The sequence below is a fragment of the Micrococcus sp. UYEF5 genome, assembly GCF_040546065.1.
Taxonomy (GTDB): domain Bacteria; phylum Actinomycetota; class Actinomycetes; order Actinomycetales; family Micrococcaceae; genus Micrococcus; species Micrococcus luteus.
The window spans coordinates 1-23,354 of sequence record NZ_JBEPNB010000003.1; the positions used below are offsets into that span (position 1 = coordinate 1).

Here is a 23,354-nt window from a genome sequence, read left to right on the forward strand (position 1 = left end):
ACAACTACCATCGGCCTCATACCTCCTGCGGAGACGCTCCTCCGGCCTCGTTGGCACCGGCCCGAGTCAACAACGTCATGCCCTCCTACAGCTAGTTGGCGAAGACGGGGCGAATCTGCTCAACCGGTCAACACCTCTCGCCTTTGTTGCGTATGGGCAGTACTGGGTCAACAACCATGCCCACGTCTTACGTCCGAAGTTCGGCCCAGTGGAGTTCTGGGCGGCCAGAATTGAAGCCCTTGATGTGAGTCCTGTCGTGTCTGGTTCGGCACAGCCGAAGCTCACGGCAGATGCGCTCATGGCGTTACGTATCTCATGGCCTGAGAACCCAGATGACATGGCTCGAATCGTCGAGGTAATGACCCGCGAAACCGCCAAGATCGATGCCCTCATCTCCAAAGCGGAGCGGTTCATCGAGCTCGCCCAGGAGCGCCGCGCGGCGCTGATCACTGCCGCCGTCACCGGCCAGATCGAGATCCCCACGAAGGACTGACCGCACATGGCCATCCACAACGAGAGCGAGCTCGAGACCTACATCTGCGAGTACCTGGAGCAGCACGACTGGCTCTACTCGCCCAACGATGCCGGCTACGACCGCAAGAACGCGATCTTCCCCGAGGACGTCCACGCCTGGCTGGCCGAGAATCAGCCGGAGGACTACGGGCGCATCGTGAAGGCCGATGCCCCGGCCTCTGCGCAGCAGGCACAGCGGGACCAGATCACCACCCGCCTGATCGACGTGCTGAACAAGCCGCAGGACACCGGCGTCGGCGGCACCCTCAACGTGCTCCGCAAGGGCTTCAAGGTCGGCACCTCCGCCACCCTGCGCATGGCCGAGCCGCGGCCGGCCACGAACCTGAACCCGGCCGCTGTCGCCTCCTACGAGCGCATGCGGCTGCGCGTGATGCGTCAGGTGCACTTCAACCCGGCCACCAACCAGTCCGTAGACCTGGTGCTGTTCGTCAACGGCCTGCCCGTGGCCACGATCGAGCTGAAGACCGACTCCACCCAGTCCATCGGCCACGCGAAGAAGCAATACCGCGAGCGCAACCCCAAGGCCACGCCGCTGTTCGGGTTCGGCACCCGCGCCGTGGTCCACTTCGCCGTCTCCAACCGCGAGGTCTGGATGACCACCAAGCTGGCTGGGAAGGGAACTTTCTTCCTGCCGTTCAACCAAGGCGACGACGGCCACGCCGGCAACCCGCTCAATCCGGACGGCGGTTCCTCGACCGCCTATCTGTGGGAACGGATCCTCCAGCGGGACACCTGGCTCGAGATCCTCCAGAAGTTCGTCTTCCTCAAGAAGGAGACCGTGGAGGACGAGCACGGCCGCTCGCGCCGGAAGTCCACGCTGATCTTCCCGCGCTTCCACCAGTGGGAGGCCGTCACCACGATGCTCGCCGCCGTCCGTGAGGAGGGCGCCGGCAAGTCCTACCTGATCGAGCACTCCGCGGGCTCCGGCAAGACCAACACCATCGCCTGGACCGCCCACCGCCTGCTCTCCACCTACGGGGCGGACGAGCAGCGGGTGTTCGACTCGGTCATCGTGGTCACCGACCGCACCGTGCTGGACGACCAGCTGCAGGAGGCCGTCCGGCAGATCGAGCGGACCTCCGGCACCGTGGTGGCCGTGGACCGCAAGAACCTCGGGGGAGAGGCCACCAGCAAGTCCGCCCTGGTGAAGCAGACCCTGCTGCAGGGCAATCGGATCATCGTGGTGACGCTGCAGACCTTCCCCGCCGTGCTCGAGCTCCTCAAAGGTGACTCGACGCTCGCCGGCCGCACCTACGCGGTGATCGCGGACGAGGCGCACTCCTCCCAGACCGGCTCCGCCGCAGCCAAACTCAAGCGTGTGCTCACCCCGGAAGAGCAGGCCGACCTCGAAGACGGCGGAGAGGCGGACACCGAGTCCATCCTCGCCGCCGAGGTCGCCGCCACCGGACGCCCGGAGAACATCAGCTTCTTCGCCTTCACCGCCACCCCGAAGGACAAGACCCTGCAGATGTTCGGCCGGCCCTCCGGCGAGTACGACGAGAAGGGCCAGGAGATCCCGGCCTCCTTCCACCGGTACACCATGCAGCAGGCCATCGAGGAGGAGTTCATCCTCGACGTGCTGAAGAACTTCACCAACTACGACACCGCCTTCAAGCTGGCCCTGGCCGGACAGCAGGGTGAGTTCCGTCCCGAAGGCGACCGGGCCGCCGTCGGGAAGCCGACCACCGAAGTGGACCAGACCGAGGCGAGCAAGAAGCTCATGCGGTGGGTCAAGCTGCACCCGACGAACATCGCGCAGAAGGTCAAGATCATCGTGGAGCACTTCCGCGCCAACGTGGCCGGACTGCTCGATGGGCAGGCCAAGGCCATGGTGGTCACCGACTCCCGCGCCGCCGCCGTCCGGTACAAGCGCCAGATGGACCAGTACATCCAGGACATGGGGTACACGGACGTGGACACGTTGGTGGCCTTCTCCGGCGAGATCACCGACGACGACTTCGGGCTCGAGAAGGTCACCGAGCGGTCCATGAACCCGTCCGTGACCGGCGACCTGGCGAAGGCGTTCGACGGGGACGGCTACCAGGTGATGATCGTGGCCAACAAGTACCAGACCGGCTTCGACCAGCCGAAGCTCTGTGCCCTGTACGTGGACAAGAAGCTCTCCGGCGTGCTGGCCGTGCAGACGCTGTCGCGGCTGAACCGCGCGGCGCCGGGCAAGGACACCACCTACGTGCTGGACTTCGTGAACTCCGAAGACGACATCCAGGCCGCCTTCGAGCCGTACTACGCGGGCGCGAAGCTGGAGACGGTGACGGACCCGAACCTGATCCATGACCTGGGGACGAAGCTCGACGCCGCGGGCGTGTACGACTGGGACGAGGTCGACGCGTTCGCCGACGTGTGGGTGGCGTGGAAGCCGGGGAGCGGGCAGGAGGGCCTGCAGGCCGCGCTGGAGCCCGTGGCATACCGGTTCCGCAAGGAGCTGGCGCATGCGCGGATGAACCAGGACGAGACGCGCGTGAACGAGCTCGTGCTGGTGCGCAAGGACATGCGGTCCTTCGTCAGCCTCTACGACTTCCTCTCCCAGATGTACGAGTTCGGGGACACCGAGCACTACAAGCGGGCGCTGTTCCTGCGGCACCTGGTGCAGCTCGTGGGCGATCAGCCCGGCGGTGAGGAGCTGATTGACCTGAGCGATGTGCAGCTGGTGAGCATCCGGCAGAAGAAGACGTCCTCGGGGGACATCGGGCTGACCGGTGGGGCCGCGCTGAAGGGGACCACCGCTGTGGGAGGCGGGCAGGTGCGTGAGAAGCAGCGCGGGCCGTTGGAGGAAGTGATCGAGAAGATCAACGAGATCTTCGCCGGCGAAGGCGTGGATGCCTCCCCGTCCCAGCAGGAGGCGTGGGTCAGTGCCCTCGTGGCGCCGCTCATGGAGGACGAGAAGCTGCTGGGGCAGGCCGGAGCGAACTCGCTGGAACAGTTCCTGGCGAGCCCGAACCTGGAACGGTCGGCGATGGGCGCCGTGTACGCGAACGAGGACGCCTTCGCGAAGATGACGGACATCGTGGGCAGGGGCGGGGACCCGTCCAAGATGATCGTCGCGGCCATCGGGGAGTACCTGTACTGGAAGGTGCGGAGCGAGGGGGCCGGGCCGGTGGACGTTGCTCATGGACGGTCCGCCGTTTTCGCTGATGAAACGGCCCCTTCGCAGGGCACTTCCGTCGATGAGAGGGCGAGCGCGACGCCGTCGCGCGTCCGGAAGGGGAACTGAGATGGCGCATCCCAAGACACTGCAGGTCTTCCTGATGGACGGTGCACCCACCGGTCGGCTGAAGTGCACCCTCGACAACTGGACGGGCCTCGTCTACGTGGTGCCACGCACCAGTCTCAACGCGGACGGGCACCCCGAGGCGTTCGAAGGCACCGGTGTGTACCTGCTGCTGGGGCAGGACGCCGATTCCGGCGACGACGTCGTCTACGTCGGACAGGCTGTCGGGCGGGCCAACGGCAACGGCATGGTAGGCAGGATTCGGGAGCACGTCCGGAAAGAGGCGCACGACTTCTGGAACCGAGCCATTCTCCTCTCCACCCTCGGGGACACCTTCGGTCCCACGGAAGTGACCTACCTGGAGCACTACTTCCACCAGGCTGCATCCACGGCCGGTCGCTTCACCGTGGACAACGCGGTAGCGCCCTCCCAGGGCAACGTCACTGAGGAGAAGAAGGCGGAGCTGGAGGAGTACGCCGACAAGGCCAAGATCCTGATCAGCGCCCTGGGGCATCGCGTCTTCGAGAGCGCTGACGGCTCACATGCCGCGGCCGCGGCTGGCCGGGCCACCCAGGCGCCCGAAGCGGAGCCGAAGCGCACCCTGTTCACCATGACGGTCAACGGCGTCAGAGCCCAGGGGCACCCGACGCCGGACGGGTTCGTCGTCCTGCGGGGCAGTGGTCTCATGGAGGGGCTGCGGCCCAGCGCGCCCGCGGGTGTCCGGGCGAGCCGCGAGCGCTTTGCCGGCCACATCGGCGCTGATGGGGTGCTGATCGAGGACGTCTCCTTCACCAGCTCCTCGGCCGCGGCCGGATTCGTGGCCGGCGGGAGTATGAGCGGACCGTCCTCATGGCGGGCGCCGGACGGGCGCACCCTCGGCGAGGTCGAGGCCGCCTCGGCCAAGACGGGACCCATCGAGGACGACGCCTGATGGAGATGCACTCGACCGCCGCGGATGTCGCCGTCGACCATCCGTGGGGTGCCCAGAACGACGCCCAAGGGCCGGGGACGGGGCGCTCCGGGTCGTTGACCGCGAACGTCATGACCGTCGCGGACGCACTGCGTGACCCGCGTCTCCGTATCCCCGAATATCAGCGTCCCTACACCTGGTCCACGAAGAACGCTGTACAGCTCGTCGAGGACATCCGTCGCTTCCGTGCGGCCGCGTCCTACCGGATCGGCACCATGATCGTGCACGTCGAGGACGGCTGGCTGGACATCGTCGACGGCCAGCAGCGGTACATGACCTTCGCCCTGATCGCGCTCGCACTGCAGGAGGTCCTGGGCGACACCGCCGAGCGCGCCGAGCACCAGCGTGCGGCCCTGGACCGCGCGGCGGCCATCGAGCTGCCGCCGGGCCGCCGGGACGTGTCGGAGCGCCACATCGTCGAGAACCACCGCCTCATCCTGCAGACATTCCGGTCCTGGGACAGCACCGAGGTCGAGGACTTCGCGGACTACTTCCTGGATCGTTGCACGCTGGTGCGCCTGATCGTCAGCGACCTCGACGCGGCCTTCCAGATGTTCGACTCGCAGAACACCCGCGGCCGGGCGCTCCTGCCCACCGACCTGCTGAAGGCATACCACCTCCGCGCCTATGGTGAGGCCACATCGGACCGGGCGGCGATCCTCGCGGCCGTGCGGGAGTGGGAAGCTACCCCGCCGTTCGAGATCCACCATCTGTTCTCGCGTCTGCTCTATCCGATCCTCCGCTGGAGCGCCGGTGAGTCCCTGCCGCGCGACGGCTTCACCGCGTCCCGGATCGGAGCGTTCAAGGGGATCTCCGCGGGGCCGACGGGCCTCGGCCGACTGCCCTGGGCGCACGGGCTTCTCATGGCCAAGGCCCACGTGGACGACTACAACGGGCGAAACGCCGCGCTGATCGCGCACGGTGCCCTTCCTCCGCTGGAATTCCCGTTCCAGCTGACCCAGCCCGTCATCGACGGCGAGATGTTCTTCCGCCTGGTGCGCCACTACACCCGGCTCGCGAGGGCCCTCGGCGTCTCCGCGACGGACGCGGAGCAGACCGCCGGGGACGACGCCCGTCGTGGGAGGGAGAACAGGCGATTCCAGACGATCACCCGGCTCGTCCGGGCCACCGGTACCGGCGCTGGCTACCGCTACACACAGGAGCTCTACGGAGCGCTGCTGCTGGCCTACGCGGACCGGTTCGGCGACCACGACATCGAGCGCGCCGCTCTCGTGCTCGCACGGCATGCCTTCGCATTGAGAACGCGGTTGACGCGGGTCTACCCGCGTTCCGTGGAACTTCACGCGCTGGGCCAGCACGGGGCGCCGGACCTGGAGGACCGGGTGAACCTGTTCCGTCTGATGAGGAGCAGCCTGGACCCCGCCGCCGTCACCGGGCGCGTGGCGGCCCTCCCCGGGCCGTACGTGGACGAGGCCTCCCCGGTGGAGCGTCTCTACTCGGACACGCCCTGGGACACGGAGGAAGCCCACGATGCAGACTGAGAAGCACGCGCCTGAGGCGCTGACGATCGAGGAGGTCTTCACCGCCGCCCGGCACTACCGGGTGCCGGTCTACCAACGGGCCTACGCCTGGACGCAGGTCGAGATCGCGACACTCCTCGAGGACGTGCGCCGCGCTCGCCTCCGCTCGGAAAAGCCGGATACGCAGGGAGCCTTGTCCGACTACTACCTCGGCTCGCTGGTGGTGAACCGAGCCACGACTCCCGAGGGCGTGCCGATCGACGAGGTGGTCGACGGGCAGCAGCGCCTGACCACGCTGACGGTGCTGGCGGCCGTCGCGGAGCGTGTCATCCGTGCCGGTGTCCTCGACCCCCGGGCGTTGGCCGTCCTGGATTACGAAGGGCGCCCCGAGGCCGGGGAGGACCTCGCGACCCTCCGCCGTCGGGGCGCCCCCGCCGGGACGTCGTTCCAGGTGGACGCCATCGGGGTGGCCGTCGAGACGATCGCTGCGGCCTGCCGGCGGGCCATGGACCGGCAAACCCCGGCAGACGATCAGGAGGTGATGTTCGACGGCGACGACCTCGCGTACCTCTGGAAGCATGTCCGGTTGCTGCGCACCGAACTTCCGAAGGGCACGGACCTCAACCACTATTTCGAGGTGATGAACACCCGCGGTGAGCAGCTCGCCAAGCACGAGATCCTCAAGGCCACATTGATGCGGCCTCTCCAGGACCCCACGGACCGGAAGGTGTTCGCACACGTCTGGGACGCCTGCGCCGTTCTGGACCGCCACGTCCAGCTCCAGTTCTCGACGGAACGGCCGAAGGATGGCGGTGAGGCGGCAAGAGACGCAGTCTTTGGAGCGTCCTGGTCGGCCCTCCTCACACGGGATTTCGCGTCGCTGCGGGCAGCTCTCGCGCCGAGCCTGACCGCGACGGTGTCGGGCGCCCGCACCATCATTGGGGCTCTGCGGGCCGCCGGGCAGACCACCGTGGAGTCCGGGCCCTCGTCCGACCAGCGTCAGGACGACGCCGATACCGGCGCCTACGGGACTATCGTCGACTTCCCGAACTTGCTGCTGCATGTGCTGCGCGTGATGCAGGAGAAGGGTGAGGGGGCCGAGCCCGGCCTGCCGCGATGGGGCCAGGACTCAACGGGGGCCGTGCGGCTCGAGGACGGCTCCCTGCTGGAGCAGTTCGCCCAGCACGGCCATGTCGACGCGGCCTGGTCTCAGCGCTTCCTCGTGACGCTGCTCCGTATGCGCCTTCTGCTGGACACCTATGTGATCAGGACTCTGGCGACGACGGGAACACAGGCGGACGAGGAGAACTGGGTGCTCAGCCGAGCTCAGAAGCTCGAGACGGAGGCCGGCGAGCGCTCGCCGCGCCGACGGCTGGGTGTGAAGAACACCTTCCAGGATCCGCAGGTCCAGGACGCCGTCCGGAACCTTCAGGCCATGTTTCAGGTCACCGACACGCGCCGCACGTCCAAGTACTTCCTGTACCGCATCCTGCGATGGCTGGATGCGCAGCCGGTGGACTGCGTGGACGGCGAGGCCTTCCAGCGCATGCTGGAGGACCTGGCCCGCGAGCGGCTTCGCGCCTACGACGCGGACGAGGGATTGGACCTTGGGGTCAAGGTCCCGAATTTCGTGTTCAACGTCCTGGATTACATCCTCTGGGATCTCGGACGTAATCCGTCCGCCGAAGCGGGGCCGCTCTGGGCTGCACTCGGCGACGTTGAACGGAGTGTCCTGTCCCAACGTGCAGGCTCATTCCGCTTCCGGTACCGGACCTCGGTGGAGCACTTCTATCCCGTGATTCCTGGCGAAGGACAGAAGGTCCTGACATCAACGGAGGTGAACCGTTTCGGGAACCTGTGCATCATGGGCCGACGCGAGAACTCCCAGCGGAACAACCTGATGCCCGTCTCGAAGGTGGAGCAGTACTCTTCGGACGAGCAGAGCCTCAAGTTCCAACTCATGGCAGGCATCCTTCACGCCGAGGGCGACTGGGACGTCCCCCAGATCAAGGAGCACGGGAACAGCATGCGGCGGGTGATCCAAGAATGGCAGGGCAGGCGGCCCTGACATCGCGGGACGATCTGGCCCCAGAGGCCCCCCGTTAAGCTCGTCACATGGTCGCCGCGCGTGAAGTCACCCTTCAGGAACTCCTTGGGGGCTCCTACCAGTACACGGTCCCGCTCTATCAGCGGACGTACTCCTGGGGACGCCCGCAGTGGCAGCGACTGTGGGAGGACGTCGTGGACGTCGCCGACCACCGGCGGGACAACCCTTCGGCGACTCACTTCATCGGCTCCCTCGTTCTCGCCGGCTTCCGGGACAACGGGCCCGGTGGTGTCCAGCGGTGGCTTGTGGTGGATGGGCAGCAGCGGCTGACGACGCTGACGCTCCTCCTCGCCGCTGTCCGCGACCACCGGGCTGAGCACGAAGGCCCCATGCACGCCGATCGGGTCAACGAGAAGTACTTGGTCAACAAGTGGGAGGACGGCGATCTCCGCTACAAGGTCCTGCCCACCCAGGCCGACCGTGGCGCCTACCGCGGACGGATCGAGCACGCCCCGGACGCTGCCGAAGGCTCCAGGATCAGCGAAGCCCACCAGTTCTTCCTGACGAAGCTGCTCGGGTTGAGTCAACCGTCTGCCGACGGTGAAGAGGAGCCGCTGACCTTGGCGGAGGTCGAGTCCGCCGTCGTCGCCGGCCTGTCGATCGTGTCCGTGACCACCGGGGAGAACGACAACGCCCACCGCATCTTCGAGTCGCTGAACAACACCGGCCTCAAGCTCACCCAGGGCGACCTGCTCAGGAACTACCTGTTCATGCAGCTGCCCACACGGGCGGATGAGGTCTACACCACCCTGTGGCTCCCGTTGCAGAACCTGCTCTCCAATGAGGAACTGGAGACCCTGTTCTGGCTCGACCTGGTGCAACAGGATCCCAAGATCCGCCAGACGGAGATCTACGCGGGGCAGCAGCGGCGCATGCGTGGCCTGCAGGACGAGTCGCAGGTCAGGGCGGAAGTCGAGCGGTTCCTGGCGTTGGGGCGTCTCTACGACGTGATGCTCCGCCCGGAGAAGGAGAAGGACGCCGCAGTGCGGTTCCGCTTGGCGCGCCTGCGCGCCTGGCGCACGACGACGACGTTCCCGATCACACTGCACCTGATGGAGCGCCGGTCGTTGGGGGACATCGACTCGGACGAACTGGCCCGTGCGCTCCTCTACCTCGAGTCGTACTTGGTCCGTCGTCTCGTCTTCGGTCGCTATTCCGACGGTCTCAACACCACCTTGCTCGCGGCCACGGCCGACATCCAGGGTCAGGACGACCCGGCGGATGCCCTGCAGCGCTTCCTCTCCAGCGGACGGAAGCACTTCGCCTCCGACGATCAGATCCGCCAGGCCGTGATGACGGCACCCTTCTACACGACGGGCCGGGCGGCCCACCGGAAGCTGATCCTCCGGTGGATCGAGGAGTCCTACGGCAGCAAGGAACCGGTGGACCTCGACAGCGCGACCATCGAGCACGTCTTGCCGCAGACCCTCACGGAGGAGTGGGAGCGCGCTCTGGCCGGCCAGCTCGAGGCGCACCAGGACCTTCGAGAGGTGCACACCGAGCTCCTCCACACCTTGGGCAACCTCACCCTCACCGGGTACAACAGCGAGCTGAGCAATGGGCCCTTCGCGGTCAAGCGTGCGGAGCTGGCCAAGAGCGGCATCCGCATGAACCAGGAGATCTCCGCTGAGCCGGTATGGGGTCCCGCGCAGATCCGTGCTCGCGCCGAGCGGCTGGCGGACCGGATCGTCGGTATCTGGCCGGGACCCTCAGCAGAGGCCGCCTCGGGAGTCGCCCACACGGCCTGGCAGACGCTGACGGACGCCGTCGAGGCCATTCCCGACGGGTCCTGGACCTCCTACGGCGAACTGGCACGGCTGATCGGAAGCCATCCGGTCCCCGTGGGGACCTACCTCGCACGGACGGCGCTGCCGCACGCTCATCGTGTGCTCCAGGCGGGTGGCACCGTCTCTCCGTCCTTCCGGTGGTCCGACGTCCACCGCACGGACGATCCGCATGACGTCCTCGCAGCCGAAGGCGTGCGCTTCTCCGAGGACGGACGGGCCGACGGCGGCCAGCGGCTGCTGGCGGAGCAGCTCGCCGAGCTCATCGACGTTGACGTCGACCTGACCGATCCCCGGTCACTCGCCGCCCCGGGCAACGACCCTGCGCTGCGGGACCGCTGGGTCGACCGACTTCACGACCACAACGATCCCGAAACGGCCCGCGCACTGATCGAGGTCCAACGAGGATGGGTCGAGCGCGGTGGCCGGGCGGAATTCGCGGACAATGCCGCCGGCGGTTGTTTCTTGGTCGTCCCGCGCACGTCAGCACGCGCCATCTGGCCGGTGATCCTGTACCCGACGTACGGCGTCGAGGTCGTCTTCTATCATCTGGCGAAGTGGGCTCCCTTCACGGACGAGACGCTTCTCGACGAGTTCCGGGGACGTCTGAATCTCATCCCCGAGGTGGAATTCGGCCCTGAGTCTCTCCGCCGGCGCCCGAGCATCAAGCCGCAGACCCTTCAGCCGGCCGCGGCGCAGGAGGCGTTCCTCGACGCGCTGGAATGGTTCCTGCGCACCGTCCAGGAGGACGACAGGACTTCCTGACAGCCCGGCCAGGGGCAGGTCCTGACGAGGCGCTGACCCCCTCACCCCGTCCACCTCACCCAGTACGCTCGCCCCATGAAGATCGGTCTCCGCAAGCCCAGCCTGAAGAAGTCCATCAAGGCCCGCACCACGGGCCGCGCCAAGCGCGCGATCAAGCGCAAGGTCATCCCCGGCTACGGCCGCAAGGGGATGGGCTGGCTGCGCGATCCGAAGCGCGCCGCCCGCAACGCGGTCTACAAGCGCACCACGTTCGGTCTCGGCGATGTCCTGCGGATGTTCCGATGAGCGCGCCCGGCAGCATCACCGCCGACGGCGCTCGCGGTCTCGCCACACACCGCGCCCCCGGCGCCGTCGAGCTCGTCGAGCCGCCCCGCGAAGCTGTGGAGTGGATGGCCTCATCCGCCCCCGCGACCGACCTCTGGTGGACCGCCACCGTCTGTGGCGAGGAGGACCCGGGCTGGCACCGGCTGGAGAGCGCCGCCCAGATCGCGGACCTGGTGCACGCCCTCACCGACCCGCGGGACAAGCTGATCCTCGAGGACGAGCCGCCCACCCGGTACGCGCAGATCATGCTGCTGGGCGACGGGCTCTTCATGGTGGAGATCGCCAAGCGGTTCGAGGGGCTCGGGGCCTACAACTGGCGGATCGGCCGGGGCCGGGCTGCGGACGAGGCCGCCAACGACCCCCAGGACCTCGTCCAGCCCCTGCAGGAGCTCACCGCCGCCGAGACCGTCGAGGTCCTCGTCAGCTGGGCACAGGGCCACGGCCTCCCGCTGCCCTACGGGGCGGCCCTGCGAACCTACGGCACCCCGCCGGACCCGGGGCTCGGGTTCGACTCGTGACGCTCTAGGGGCGCGAATGTTCCCGGGCGCGGTGCAGTGCCGACCGTATGGTGTGATAAGCGTCATGCAATTCCGATGATGAAGGAGCACAGTGGAGTTCGAGGTCCCTTCCGTGTCACCCGGCTCGGAGTCTCTTAACGCCCCGTTCACCTCGAAGCGACGCCGTGAGCTCGCTGCGCTGGCCAGCATGACCATCCTGCCGTCGACCCCGCGCGCTGTGAGGATGGCCCGGGAGTACTTCGAGGGCAGCACACTGGCCGAGATCGGGGAGCGGTTCGGCCGCACCCGGGAACGGGTCCGGCAGCTCATCCGTGATGAAGCGGGGTACTCGACCAAGGAATTGAAGGCGTACCGCGAACTCCTCGCTGACGAGGAGTTCCGCATGAAGCGGGCGGCCGCCGTGTCCTGGTCGGAGCGACACGTGGGCGTGCCGCTCTCTGTGGCATCGCAGGATCTGAGTCTGTCCCAGCAGGAGCTGCGGCGGTTGCTGGGCAAGCGCGTCAAGTTCCATCTGGGAGACGCCAAGCCGCGCAAGACGTCCTCGGCTACCCCGGACGAGGTTCTGCTCTCTGCTCTCCGCGAGTTCTACGAGGAGACGGGAGAGACGGCGGCGCAGTCGTTCACCCAGTGGTCCCGGAGCCACGGAGTGCCCACTCACCAGACAGTGGCCAACCGGTTTGGTGGATGGAACGCCGCTCTCGAACGCGCGGGCATCGCGGTCACGGACCGGCGTCGGAGTCGATCCAAGTACTCCGACGCAGAGTTGGTCGAAGCACTGGTGGACGCGTGGTCCTCAGCGACGCCGCCCCGCACCTACCTCGAACTCTCGGACTGGCTCTCCGCGCGCCCGGGCATGCCGTCGGCGGCCCTGATCCGCAATCGTCTCGGCGTGGGGTTCGAAGAGATGCGAGCGCGCGCCCTGCGCGTCGTGGCCGGTCAGTCGATGGGCTTCCCGGGGCGGAAGCGGACCCGGGTCGACTGGAAGGGCAAGCTCGATCCGGGGGACGACCCGCTGACCCTGGTGCGCCGGGCGATCGAGGACCGAGGGCCGCGCCTGACCGTCGCCGCCTACAACAGCTGGGCGGCGGAACACGGAGTCCCCGCCACGCCGACGGTCCTGCGCCGCGCTGGCACCAATTGGGTCCAGCTCGTGGAGGCGGCCGGCGGTACCCCCAACCCGCCGAAGCCCGCCAACCCCTTCACTACCGAGGAACTCCGGGTGTGGATGGAGCGGTTCATGACAGAGTCGGCCACCCACAGCCAGTCCGCTCACGAGGAGTGGCGCCAGGCCCACGGTGGCCCTTCGGCTCAGACGATCACCACCCGTCTTGGCCCGTGGCGAGAGGTCCTCGAAAATCTCGGCGGGGGCCAACGAGAGGGCTGAACCGGCGGTGAGCGCCCCGTGAAGTTTGTCCCCCGGGCATCATGGCCCCATGACGTCCGCTCTCAACCGCCTCGAGCATCTCGCCGCCCTCCCACCTCACACCGCGATCGACCCAGCCGAGCTTGCTGTGGCCCTCACGGGGGTGCCAGAGCTCGGGGGTTGGCGCGTCACGCCGTCGCCCACACCCGCCGGCACCACCCCACCCGAGCTCACCATCACCTACGCCACCGACGACTTCGCCACGGCCCTGGCCCTGGCGAACCGGATCGGGGAGGCAGCCGAGGCCGCCGACCACCACCCGGACCTGACCGTCTCCTACGGCCGGCTCACCGTGGGCATGCACAGCCACGACGTCCGCGCCCTCACCTCCCGCGACGTCCGCCTGGCCCGCACCGTCGCCCGCCTCGCCAGCGAGGTCCTCGCCCCCCACGCCCTCGCCGCGTACGGCACCCTGGCGCCCGGCCGCTCGAACGCGCACGTCATGGACGGTGTGCGCGGCACCTGGATCCCCGGCACCCTCCGCGGCACGCTCCACGCCAGCGGCATCGGTGCGGCCACCGGCTACCCAGGCGTCGTCCTCGCGGGCACCGCGCCCGCGCACGCGACCACCGACGTCCCCGCCCAGGTGCTCGTCTCCGCCGACCTCCCGGACCACTGGGACCGCCTCGACGCCTTCGAGGGCGCCGGCTACCGGCGGGTGCCCGGCGTCGTCGCCCTGGAGGACGACGACGCCGTCCGCCCCGCCTTCGTCTATGAGCTGGTGCCCGATGCCGTCCCGCCGTCCGCCTGAGCCCCCCGCCATGACACCGCACCTCGACACCCACCCCGACGCCCGCCCCGACCCCGGCTCCCGCCAGCGGGCCCTCGTCCGGCGCTCGCCCCTGATCCTCGCGGCCGTCGTCCTCCTGGCTGGAGCCGCCGTCCTCGCCGCCCAGGGACACCGCGAGGCGGCCGGCCTCAGCCTGCAGATCGTCACGGTGGTCCCCGTGCCGATCGCCCTCGAACGCGCCCACCGGGTCCGCCTGCCCACCGCGCTGCATGCGATGTACGCGGCCCTGCTGCTCGTCGCACCGTGGGTGGGTGCCGCGCTCGGCGGCTACGACGCCTGGCCGTGGTGGGATGCCCTCGTGCACTTCTACTCCGGCGTGCCGATCGCGCTCGGGTGCGTCTTCCTGCTGGGCGTCGCGGCCGCGCGCCGTGGGCTGGTCCTGCCGCCCGGGCTCGAGGCGCTCCTCGTGATGGCGCTGCACTCGCTCGTGGCCCTGGCGTGGGAGATCGCCGAGTTCACCGCCGACCAGGCGCTCGGCGCGCAGACGCAGAAGGGCAACACGGACACCATGACGGACATGATCGTCGGCACGCTCGGGGCCCTGATCGTGGCGTTCGCCCTGTACGCGCACCGCACCCGCGGCCGCTTCGCCTGGCTCTCGCGCTTCACCGGGGCTCGGACGGACCTCGCCGGGGGGCCGGCGCAGCCGCCGCCGGCCTGAGCCCGCGGCGGCGTCGCCTCAGTGGGCGACGCCGCCGGCCCGCGCCGCCGCCCACCTCTCACCGGCCCGCGAACGCCTCCACCCGCCGCACGGCCTCCGGGTGCTCGGACGCCGCCGCGATCGACGCCGCCTCCTGCCGCACATGCGCGCGCAGCGCCTCGACGTCGGCCCCGCGCGCCAGCGCCTTCGTCGGCCCATAGGTGTGCGCCGGACCGGCCACCAGCTCGTCCTCGAGCTCCGCCAGACGCGCCGCGAACGCGCCGCCGGCCACCGCCTCGGTCGCCAGGCCCCATGCGACGGCCTCGGTCCCGTTCAGGCGCCGCCCGCCGAGGAGCAGCTGCGTCGCGCGCACCGGCCCGAGCACCCGCGGCAGCCAGTAGGACACGCCCGTGTCCGGTGTCATCCCGAGCGCGGAGAACGCCGTCACCAGCTGCGCGTCCTCGCGCACCAGCACGACGTCGCCGCCCAGCAGGAGCCCGAGCCCCGCCCCGGCGGCCGTCCCATTGACGCCGGCCAGCACCAGCAGGCGAGAGCCTGTGAGCGCCACCGCGACTTCGCCCGCCGCCTCGCCGAGCTCCTGGATCATCGCGCGCCGCTCCGGCCCGGCAGGCGCGGCGGCCATGGCCTGGACGTCCCCGCCGCCGCAGAAGATCCGCCCGGCGCCGGTCAGCGTGAGCACGTGCACGGACTCGTCCGCCTCGGCCGCGGCGATCGCCGCGAGCACCTCGCGCGCCATCGTCAGTCCGAGCGCGTTGCCCTTCGCGGGCCGGTTCAGCGTCAGCCGCACGACGCCGGGCCGCGTCTCGACGAGGACGGCGGGGGCGTCGTCGGAGGAAGAAGGGGTGGGTGCGGTGCTCATGTCAGCTCCTGGGGTTGGCGGGTGCGGTGCGCGGGTGCCGGCCGCGAGGACGGCCGGCCGGGCATGGGGTGGGTGCGCGATCCGAAGCGCGCCGCCTACAACGCGGTCTACAAGCGCACCACGTTCAGCGTCTGGGACCTGTTCCGCTGAGTCTGTTCCTCACGCGGGCTGGTCCGCCTCGTCCTCGTCATGCTCCTCCACGCTGCGGATCAGGGCCCGCAGGAACGCGGCCGCGCCGGCGAGCTCGACCGGGGTGAGGCCCTCCACCGCGGCGAGCATACTGCGGTGCATGGCGCCCAGGGTGGCGCGGACCTCGTGGTCCGTCTTGGCCGTCGGCTCCACCACCACGGATCGGCGGTCCTGTGGGTGGGGCGCCCGTCGGGCGTAGCCGTCTCGGACCAGTCGGTCCACCAGGGCGCTGGCGGAGGCCGGGGTGATCTCCAGGGCGCTGGCCAGATCCCGCTGACGGACCTTGTGGCCGCGTCGGTCGGCCCGCAGCAGGTAACGCAGGGCTGACAGGTGGGTCTCTCCCATCCCCATGCTGTCCCGGGTGCGGGCGCGCATGCGCCGTTCGGCCTCCCGGTAGCGTCGCAGCAGGTTGAGCACGTCCACAGGTTCGATCTCGCGGGCGCCGCGGGTGTACCAGTAGCCCGACGTCGGTTCGCCATCCGTGCTGGTCAGCGTGGTGTGCTCCTCACCCATGCGCTCTTGAACCTCCCTGTTCACGTCACCCCGAAAATTTGGTTAGTCTTCCTAACGCATAGTTAGACTAACATTTTCCAGGTCACGGCGATCTCTGTGAGGGGGCGCCCGGGCCGCGGCGAGAGGAATGTCATGACAGCAACGCTGGAGGCCCCCCAGGCCATGGGGCGGACCCTGTCCGCCGTCCCGCCCATACTCGAGTCCCCGGCGCCGCAGCCCGCCGCCTTCCGTGAGCGCTGCGCCCGCCTGGCCATGAGTGCCGCGCGGGCCGTCACCGTGTTCCCCGAGGTCGCTGAGGCCAGGTTCGCCATCACCGGCACCCCCTCCGCCCCCGCGCTGGAGGTGGACTGCATCCTGCGGGACGGAGAGGACACCGCGGCGGTCATCGAGACCATCGCGGTGCACCTCGTCGAGGACCTCGAGGAGCTGCTCGGCGCACGGTTCCACGAACGTCGGCTGGAGCTGGTCGTGGACCGCAGCCTGCCCCGGGTGGGCGTGGGGGTCGTCTCCGCGCCCTGAGGGAGGCGCTCACGCGAACGCGCTCATCCCGGTCAGGTCCCGGCCGAGGATCAACGCCTGCACGGACTCGGTGCCCTCGTAGGTGTGCAGCGCCTCGACGTCGGCGAAGTGCCGCATCACCCGGTGCTCGAGGAGGATGCCGTTGCCGCCGAGCATGTCGCGGGCGATCTGCGCCACCCGCCGCGCGCCCCGCGTGCAGGCGTACTTCAGCAGGGACGCCTGCTCGTCGCGCAGCCGCCCCGCCGCCTGCAGGCGGGCCACGGCCACGCAGCGGGTCTGCATCGCGGTCACCTCGTCCAGCATCTGCGCGAGCCGTTCCTGCACCATCTGGTGCGCCCCCAGCGGCTTGCCGAACTGCTCGCGCTGCCGGGCGTACGCGAGTGCGGCCTCGAACATGGCGGTCGCGTGGCCCAGCGCGGACCAGCCCACGTTCACGCGGGTGGCCACCAGCACGCGCGCGGCGTCCTTGAACGTCGCCACGCCCGGCAGCCGCGCGTCGTCGCCGACCCGCACGTCGGTCAGCGTGATCTCCGCCTGGTGGATGGCCCGCAGCGCGCCCTTGCCCGTGATCACCTCGGCCTCGTAGCCGGGCGTGGACTGCTCCACCACGAACCCCTTGACCTGGCCGTCCTCGGTGTCGCGCGCCCACACGATCGTGATGCCCCCGGCGGCCCCGTTGCCGATCCACTTCTTGGCGCCGTTCAGCACCCAGCCGCCGGCGCCGTCGGGCCGCGCGGACGTCTCGAGGGACACCGAGTCCGAACCGTGCAGCGGCTCCGTGAGCGCGAACCCGCCCGGCAGCGTGCCGCGCGCCACCGGCTCGAGGTACCGCTCCTTCTGCTCCGGGCTCGCGCAGTGCACCAGGGCGCGCAGCACGAGCCCGCCCTGCACCGCCGCCGCGGCCGCCATCGACCCGTCCGCGCGGGAGATCTCCATCGCCACCAGGCCCGCGGCCAACGGGGACATCACCGCGTGCCCCGGCACCTCCAGCCCGTCGGTGAGCAGGTCGAGCTCGCCCGCCCGCGCCACCAGGTCCAACGGGTACTCCGCCCGGTCCCAGTGCCCGTCGATCCGCTCGAGCACCTCCCGGCCGTAGGCACGGGCGCGGTCCCAGTGCGCGCGGTCCTCGTCCGTCGCCTCCCCGAACGCGTCCAGGTAGTCGACGTCCAGGGGCGTGACGACGTCGTAGGTCGGCTTCTGCGTGCGCGTCACCGGGCCTCCTGCGTCCGCTCGGCGCGCAGCGCGCGCTTGAGGAGCTTGCCCGACTGGTTCCGCGGCAGCTCCGCCACGAAGTCCACGCGCTTGGGCACCTTGAAGCCCGCCAGCCGCTCCTTCACGTGGGCGCGCACGGTCTCCGCGGTCAGCTCGGCGCCCTCCTTGAGCACGACGACGGCGGTCACCGCCTCGATCCAGCGCTCGTCCGGCAGGCCGATGACGGCGACCTCGGCCACCTCGTCGAGCTCGTAGATCGCGTCCTCGACCTCCCGCGGGGCGACCAGCACGCCGCCCGTGTTGATGACGTCCTTGATGCGGTCCACCACCTGGATGTAGCCGGCCGCGTCCTGGGTGACCTGGTCGCCGGAGCGGAACCAGCCGTCGTCGGTGAACGCGTCCGCGGTGGCGTCCGGGCGGTTCCAGTAGCCGGAGAGCAGCTGCGGCGAGCGGTACTGGATCTCGCCGGGCTCGCCGGGCGCGGCGGGGGCGCCGTCGGCCGTCATCACCCGCGCCTCCACGTGGAACACGGGGCGGCCGCATGAGGCCGGCCGCGCGTCGTGCTCCTCGGGGCGCAGCACGGTGCACAGGGGGCCCAGCTCGGACTGGCCGAAGCAGTTGTAGAAGCCGATGCCCGGCTGGCTCTGACGGAGGCGCTGCAGCACGGTCACCGGCATGATCGAGGCCCCGTACTGGGCCTTGTGCAGCGAGGAGAGGTCGCGCGTGGCCAGGTCCGGATGGTTCGCCAGCGGCACCCAGACGGTGGGCGCCAGGAACAGGGAGCCGATGTGCTCGGTCTCCACGAGCTCGAGCATCCGGGCGATGTCCGGGGCGGCGAGCAGTCGCACCGTGGCGCCGAGGCTCAGGTAGGGGAGCAGGAACACGTGCATCGCGGCCGAGTGGTACAGCGGCATGGCCACCAGGGGGCGGTCCTCGGCCGTGAAGTCCAGCGCGATGATCGAGGAGAGGTACTCCGCCACGAGCGCCCGGTGGGACATCATGGCGCCCTTGGGGGTGGAGGTGGTGCCGGAGGTGTAGAGCAGCTGGGCCAGGTCGGTGGCCGACACCTCCGCCTCCGGGGCGGCGGCGTCCAACGTCTCGTCCCGGGCGGTCTCCAGCACGGAGGGCTCGGCGTGGCCGGCGGGGAGCATGGTCCACACGTGCCGCAGAGCCGACGCGCGGCCCTCGGCCCGGACCTGGTCGACGCGCTCGAGCATGCCGGCGTCGGCCACCAGCAGCTCCGCACCCGAGTCCTCGAGGGCGTGCGCGAGCTCGCCGCCCTTGAGCGCGAAGTTCACGGGCACGTGCACGTAGCCGGCCGTGACGCAGGCCAGGAAGAGCAGCGCGTAGGCGTCCGAGTTGGTGGCGTAGGCGGCCACCCGGGTGCCGGCCGGCAGGCCGGTGTCCTGGAGGCGGCGGGCCACGCGGTGCGCTCCGTCGCGGAGCTGGGCGTAGGTCCAGTCGCGGTCCTCGAAGCGCAGGGCGACGGCTTGCGGGGAGCGGGCGACCGCGCGTGCGAACACGCGGCCGATCGTGTCCTCCGGGGCGGGGGAGGGGTGGGCGGCGGTGTCGGTGGGGTGGGTGATCTGGCCTCGCATGGGAACCTCCGGGGGACGGGTCAGAGACGTTCGATCACGGTGACGTTGGCCTGGCCGCCGCCCTCGCACATGGTCTGCAGGCCGTAGCGGCCGCCGCTGCGCTCGAGCTCGTGCAGCAGCGAGGTCATCAGGCGGGCGCCGGTGGCGCCGATGGGGTGGCCCAGGGCGATCGCCCCGCCGTTGACGTTGACCTTCGCCGGGTCCGCGCCGGTCTCGGTCAGCCAGGCCAGCACGACGGCGGCGAACGCCTCGTTGATCTCCACGAGGTCCATGTCGTCGATGGTCAGGCCCATGCGGTCGAGCGCGTACGCCGTCGCCGGGATCGGGGCGGAGAGCATCATGACGGGGTCGGCGCCGCGGGCGGAGAGGTGGTGGATGCGGGCTCGCGGGGTGAGGCCGTGGCGGCGCACGGCCTCCTCGGAGGCGAGCAGGAGGGCGGCCGCGCCGTCGGACATCTGGGACGCGGTGGCCGCGGTGTGCAGCCCGCCGGGGACGATCGGGTCGAGCGAGGCGATCTTCGCGGCGTCCGGGGTGCGGGGGCCCTCGTCCGCGGTGAGGCCAGCGAGGGGCAGGATCTCGCGGTCGAAGCGACCGTCGGCCTGGGCGGCGAGCGCGCGCTCGTGGGAGCGCACCGCGAACTCCTCCAGGGTGTCCCGGTCCAGGTTCCAGTGCCGGGCCATCATCTCGGCCCCGCGGAATTGGGAGATCTCCTCGTCCCCGTAGCGGGCGGCCCAGGACTCGGAGCCGGTGAACGGGTCGGGGAAGCCGAGATCGCGGGCGGCCGTGTTGGACCGGGAGAGCGGGATCGCGGACATGGACTGCACGCCACCGGCGACGACGAGGTCCGCCGTCCCGCTCATGATGGCCTGCGCGGCGTAGTGGACCGCCTGCTGGCCGGAGCCGCACTGGCGTTCGACCGTGGTGCCGGGGACGTCCTCGGAGAGCCCGGCCGCGAGCCAGGCGTTGCGCGCCACGTCCATGGCCTGTGGGCCGAGCTGGTCGATGCAGCCGAGGATGACCTCGTCGTACTCGGCCGAGTCGATGTCCTGGCGGGCGACGAGCTCGCGCAGCGGCGCGGCCGCCAGATCGAGGGGATGTACGCCGGCGAGCCCCTTCCCTCGGCGACCCACGGGGGTGCGGACGGCGTCGATGATGTAGGCCTCGGGCATGGGGGCTCCTCCGGACGGCGGGGACGTGACGCCGATCACGCTATTGCTTGGACATCCAACGATCAAGAGTGTGACGGGATCCGTTGCGGCGGCCTGGAGGAGCGCCGTTTCGTCAACGAAAGCGGCTCGGGGCGCGCCGTTTCGGCCACGAAAGCGCTGGGGCGGGCGTCGCCTCGCCCTGGTCAGGACCCCCTGCCCCGGGCCTACCGTGAGGGCCAGCGGCACGCACCCGTGCCGCTGAGACGAGAGGAGCCGGCCATGGCCACCCCGCACACCCCCGACCCCCAGGACGCCCGGCGCGCACGCGAGGCGACGGACGAGACCTCCGGCGTCGCGTTCGACGGCGACACGCCCCCAGCCGAGGGCGCAGGCGTCGGCCCGAGCAACCCGGGCATGGACGTGGAGCAGACCGGCGAGCGCTCGGCCGGCAAGATCGTGCTCGGGCTGATCATCGCCCTCGTGGTCATCGGCGTCCTGGTGTTCATCCTGGGCCGCGTCGCCGGCCTCGGCTGAGCCGCGGCGCAGACGCCTCGAGCACGCCACCGGCCCATCGCGACCACGGGGCGGGCACCGATCCGTCGGTGCCCGCCCCGTGGTCGTGTCCGCTCCGCGGTGATGCCGCTCAGCTGCGACGCCGCGCCGTCGCAGCGGTCAGAAGCCGCCGCCCACGGTCCGGCGGCCACCCGCCGTGCGTCGGCCGGCGGCACCGGACCGGCCGCGGGAGGCGAGGGCCCCGCCGAGCAGCCCGCCCAGCAGGCCGGTGCCGAGGCCGCCCGTGGACCGGGCCGAGGGTCCGAAGCCGCCGCGGTACGCACCGGAGCTGCGCCCGCGCGTCGTGCCCCCGGCGCCGCGGCGCGAGAGCTCACGCAGCGCCAGACCGCCGAGCGTGCCCAGGAGGGCACCGCCCAGGCCGCTGGACCGGCGTCCCTGAGAGCGGGCCTGCCGGCCGAAGCCGGGGGACCGGCCGATGTGCGCACCGATGGTGGGTCGGCTGGAGCGGCGGCCACCGCCGCCGAGAGTGCGGGTGAGGCTGGAGAGGATGCCCATGGTGTCCTCCTCGGACGTCGTGCCGGCCACTCGTGCGTGGCCGGTCGGGTGCGCCTCAACCTAGGCGTCGACCCCCGCACGGTGTCCAGACCGGGCCTCCTCATGCATCGAGGCGGGATATCCACCCCACGGCCGCCCGCGGCAGCCAGATGGGGTCGATATCCCGCCTCGAAACGCGCGGGCGGGGGCGTCAGTCCTGGAGCGGGGAGGTCTTCGGCTCGTCCCGCCACAGGGCCACGTTCCGTGCCTCGGGCAGGTCGGAGAGGTGGAAGCCCGGATCCATGCCCGCCTTGAGCTTGCGCTCGTAGTCCCGGAGCAGCTTCACGGCCAGTCCGCCCAGCGGGATGATCGCCACGAGGTTGATGGTCGCCATGAGGGCCGCGAACGTGTCCGCGAGGTTCCACACCAGCGCCACGGAGCCGAGCGCGCCGCCGACCACGCACACCAGCACGAGCACGCGGAACACGGTGATGGCCGGACCCGCGTGGCGGCCGGCCAGGTACCGGATGTTGGCCTCGCCGTAGTAGGTGTTGCCCAGCACGGAGGACCAGGCCAGGAAGAAGATGATGACGGTCAGCGCCGGGCCGGCCCACGCGCCCACGGCCTGCTGGAGCGCACCCTGGGTCACCTGCATGCCGAGCGCCTCCCCGCGTCCGTAGGCCGGGTTGGAGAGCAGGATGACGAACGCGGTGGCCGAGCACACGATCAGGGTGTCGAAGTAGACGCCCAGGGACTGCACGAAGCCCTGCTTGGCCGGGTGGGAGACGGCCGCGGTGGCGGCGGCGTTCGGGGCGGAGCCCATGCCGGCCTCGTTGGAGAACATGCCGCGGCGCACGCCCTGCATCACCATCGTCATGCCGACGGCGGCGCCCGCGACCTCGCGCAGGCCGAAGGCGTGGCCCACGATCAGCGCGATCATGCCCGGGACCTCGGTGATGTTGACGACCATCACGATCAGGGCCAGGAAGATGTAGAACGTGGCCATCACGGGGACCACCACGTTGGTCACGGCCGAGAGCCGGCGCACGCCGCCGAAGATCACGAGGCCGGTGAGGGCGGCCAGGCCCAGGCCCACGATCCACGCGGTGGTGGAGGACGCGCCCCAGTTGGCCTGCACGGACTCGGAGATCGAGTTGGACTGCACGGCGTTGAACACGAAGCCGTAGGTCACGGTGATGGCGACGGCGAACACGGCCGCCAGCCACTTGGCGCCCAGACCGTCGCGGATGTAGTACGCGGGCCCGCCGAAGTAGCCGTCCGCGCCCTTCTGCTTGTACAGCTGGGCCAGCGTGGACTCGACGAAGGCGGTGGCGCCGCCGAGGATGGCCAGCAGCCACATCCAGAACACGGCGCCCGGGCCGCCGATCACGATCGCGATCGCCACGCCGGCCACGTTGCCGGTGCCCACGCGCGAGGCCGCCGAGATGGTGAAGGCGCGGAACGGGCTCACGCCGTCGTTCTCGAACCCGGTCTGGGACTTGCCCGTCACCGACCGCAGCATCTCCGGGAGCATGCGCACCTGCACGCCCACGGTCCGGATGGTGAACCACACCCCGGCCACGAAGAGCAGCGCCATCACGACGTACCAGTACTTGTCGTTGAAGGCGGTGACGGCCGCTGTGATCTGTTCCACTGTCGCTTCCACAGCCCCACCCTAGAGGC

At 70.2% G+C, this 23,354-nt stretch carries 21 protein-coding genes; 14 read left to right on the plus strand and 7 right to left on the minus strand.

From position 1 onward, the window contains the following. From ABIB16_RS03665 to ABIB16_RS03715, 11 genes are all read left to right on the plus strand, one after another. On the plus strand, positions 1–493 hold a 493-nt coding region (locus ABIB16_RS03665; RefSeq protein WP_502915456.1), incomplete at its 5' end, for a restriction endonuclease subunit S domain-containing protein. A gap of 6 nt (positions 494–499) precedes the next feature. Beyond that, entirely contained in the window at positions 500–3,766 is a 3,267-nt protein-coding gene (locus tag ABIB16_RS03670) for a type I restriction endonuclease subunit R (RefSeq protein WP_354436052.1), read from the plus strand. Between the two features lies 1 nt (position 3,767). Next, positions 3,768–4,694 carry a GIY-YIG nuclease family protein gene (locus ABIB16_RS03675; protein WP_230259763.1) on the plus strand — a complete coding sequence of 309 codons (927 nt, stop codon included), beginning with the start codon at positions 3,768–3,770 and terminating at the stop codon, positions 4,692–4,694. Then, entirely contained in the window at positions 4,694–6,235 is a 1,542-nt protein-coding gene (locus ABIB16_RS03680) for a DUF262 domain-containing protein (protein ID WP_354436053.1), read from the plus strand. Before ABIB16_RS03675 ends, ABIB16_RS03680 begins: the two co-directional genes overlap by 1 nt. Beyond that, on the plus strand, positions 6,225–8,282 hold the full coding sequence (locus ABIB16_RS03685; protein WP_354436054.1) for a GmrSD restriction endonuclease domain-containing protein: 2,058 nt from the start codon (positions 6,225–6,227) through the stop codon (positions 8,280–8,282). The genes ABIB16_RS03680 and ABIB16_RS03685 overlap by 11 nt, the downstream gene beginning before the upstream one ends. Before the next feature lie 47 nt (positions 8,283–8,329). Next, complete coding sequence (locus ABIB16_RS03690; RefSeq protein WP_250202901.1) at positions 8,330–10,870, plus strand: GmrSD restriction endonuclease domain-containing protein; 2,541 nt, start codon at positions 8,330–8,332, stop codon at positions 10,868–10,870. A 75-nt stretch (positions 10,871–10,945) separates the two neighbouring features. Beyond that, entirely contained in the window at positions 10,946–11,155 is a 210-nt protein-coding gene (locus tag ABIB16_RS03695; RefSeq protein WP_134377219.1) for a hypothetical protein, read from the plus strand. Continuing rightward, complete coding sequence (locus ABIB16_RS03700; RefSeq protein WP_134377220.1) at positions 11,152–11,712, plus strand: hypothetical protein; 561 nt, start codon at positions 11,152–11,154, stop codon at positions 11,710–11,712. Before ABIB16_RS03695 ends, ABIB16_RS03700 begins: the two co-directional genes overlap by 4 nt. Positions 11,713–11,899: 187 nt before the next feature. Continuing rightward, complete coding sequence (locus tag ABIB16_RS03705) at positions 11,900–13,096, plus strand: homing endonuclease associated repeat-containing protein (protein WP_134415896.1); 1,197 nt, start codon at positions 11,900–11,902, stop codon at positions 13,094–13,096. Positions 13,097–13,145: 49 nt separating this feature from the next. Next, positions 13,146–13,886 carry a 4a-hydroxytetrahydrobiopterin dehydratase gene (locus tag ABIB16_RS03710; protein WP_081339235.1) on the plus strand — a complete coding sequence of 247 codons (741 nt, stop codon included), beginning with the start codon at positions 13,146–13,148 and terminating at the stop codon, positions 13,884–13,886. 10 nt (positions 13,887–13,896) lie between these two features. Further along, complete coding sequence (locus tag ABIB16_RS03715) at positions 13,897–14,586, plus strand: DUF2238 domain-containing protein (RefSeq protein ID WP_134377222.1); 690 nt, start codon at positions 13,897–13,899, stop codon at positions 14,584–14,586. Between the two features lie 58 nt (positions 14,587–14,644). Here ABIB16_RS03715 and ABIB16_RS03720 read toward each other — a convergent pair whose 3' ends face one another. Then, positions 14,645–15,445: an enoyl-CoA hydratase/isomerase family protein gene (locus ABIB16_RS03720; protein ID WP_323662574.1), complete on the minus strand. Its 801-nt coding sequence runs from the start codon at positions 15,443–15,445 to the stop codon at positions 14,645–14,647. A 21-nt stretch (positions 15,446–15,466) separates the two neighbouring features. Here ABIB16_RS03720 and ABIB16_RS03725 point away from each other — a divergent pair, with 21 nt between their 5' ends. Then, the gene (locus tag ABIB16_RS03725) at positions 15,467–15,595 is read left to right on the plus strand and encodes a hypothetical protein (protein WP_275898395.1); all 129 of its coding nucleotides are present in this window, start codon (positions 15,467–15,469) and stop codon (positions 15,593–15,595) included. A 9-nt stretch (positions 15,596–15,604) separates the two neighbouring features. Here ABIB16_RS03725 and ABIB16_RS03730 read toward each other — a convergent pair whose 3' ends face one another. After that, positions 15,605–16,147: a MarR family winged helix-turn-helix transcriptional regulator gene (locus tag ABIB16_RS03730; RefSeq protein ID WP_163721043.1), complete on the minus strand. Its 543-nt coding sequence runs from the start codon at positions 16,145–16,147 to the stop codon at positions 15,605–15,607. A gap of 132 nt (positions 16,148–16,279) precedes the next feature. Between ABIB16_RS03730 and ABIB16_RS03735 the strand changes: the two genes are divergently transcribed. Continuing rightward, entirely contained in the window at positions 16,280–16,666 is a 387-nt protein-coding gene (locus ABIB16_RS03735) for a hypothetical protein (RefSeq protein ID WP_163721041.1), read from the plus strand. A 9-nt stretch (positions 16,667–16,675) separates the two neighbouring features. Here ABIB16_RS03735 and ABIB16_RS03740 read toward each other — a convergent pair whose 3' ends face one another. The 3 genes from ABIB16_RS03740 to ABIB16_RS03750 are packed head-to-tail and all read right to left on the minus strand — an operon-like array spanning position 16,676 to position 20,645. Beyond that, a complete protein-coding gene (locus ABIB16_RS03740) occupies positions 16,676–17,878 on the minus strand; it encodes an acyl-CoA dehydrogenase family protein (protein WP_163721039.1) in 1,203 nt (400 codons plus the stop codon). Next, on the minus strand, positions 17,875–19,476 hold the full coding sequence (locus ABIB16_RS03745; RefSeq protein WP_354436055.1) for a fatty acyl-CoA synthetase: 1,602 nt from the start codon (positions 19,474–19,476) through the stop codon (positions 17,875–17,877). Before ABIB16_RS03745 ends, ABIB16_RS03740 begins: the two co-directional genes overlap by 4 nt. Positions 19,477–19,496: 20 nt before the next feature. Beyond that, positions 19,497–20,645: an acetyl-CoA C-acetyltransferase gene (locus ABIB16_RS03750; protein ID WP_134415892.1), complete on the minus strand. Its 1,149-nt coding sequence runs from the start codon at positions 20,643–20,645 to the stop codon at positions 19,497–19,499. A 258-nt stretch (positions 20,646–20,903) separates the two neighbouring features. Here ABIB16_RS03750 and ABIB16_RS03755 point away from each other — a divergent pair, with 258 nt between their 5' ends. After that, the gene (locus tag ABIB16_RS03755) at positions 20,904–21,158 is read left to right on the plus strand and encodes a DUF6480 family protein (protein WP_095346987.1); all 255 of its coding nucleotides are present in this window, start codon (positions 20,904–20,906) and stop codon (positions 21,156–21,158) included. Between the two features lie 138 nt (positions 21,159–21,296). Here ABIB16_RS03755 and ABIB16_RS03760 read toward each other — a convergent pair whose 3' ends face one another. Beyond that, a complete protein-coding gene (locus ABIB16_RS03760) occupies positions 21,297–21,692 on the minus strand; it encodes a hypothetical protein (protein WP_063188917.1) in 396 nt (131 codons plus the stop codon). A 190-nt stretch (positions 21,693–21,882) separates the two neighbouring features. Next, a complete protein-coding gene (locus ABIB16_RS03765) occupies positions 21,883–23,325 on the minus strand; it encodes an alanine/glycine:cation symporter family protein (RefSeq protein WP_217565145.1) in 1,443 nt (480 codons plus the stop codon). Positions 23,326–23,354: the final 29 nt, after the last annotated feature.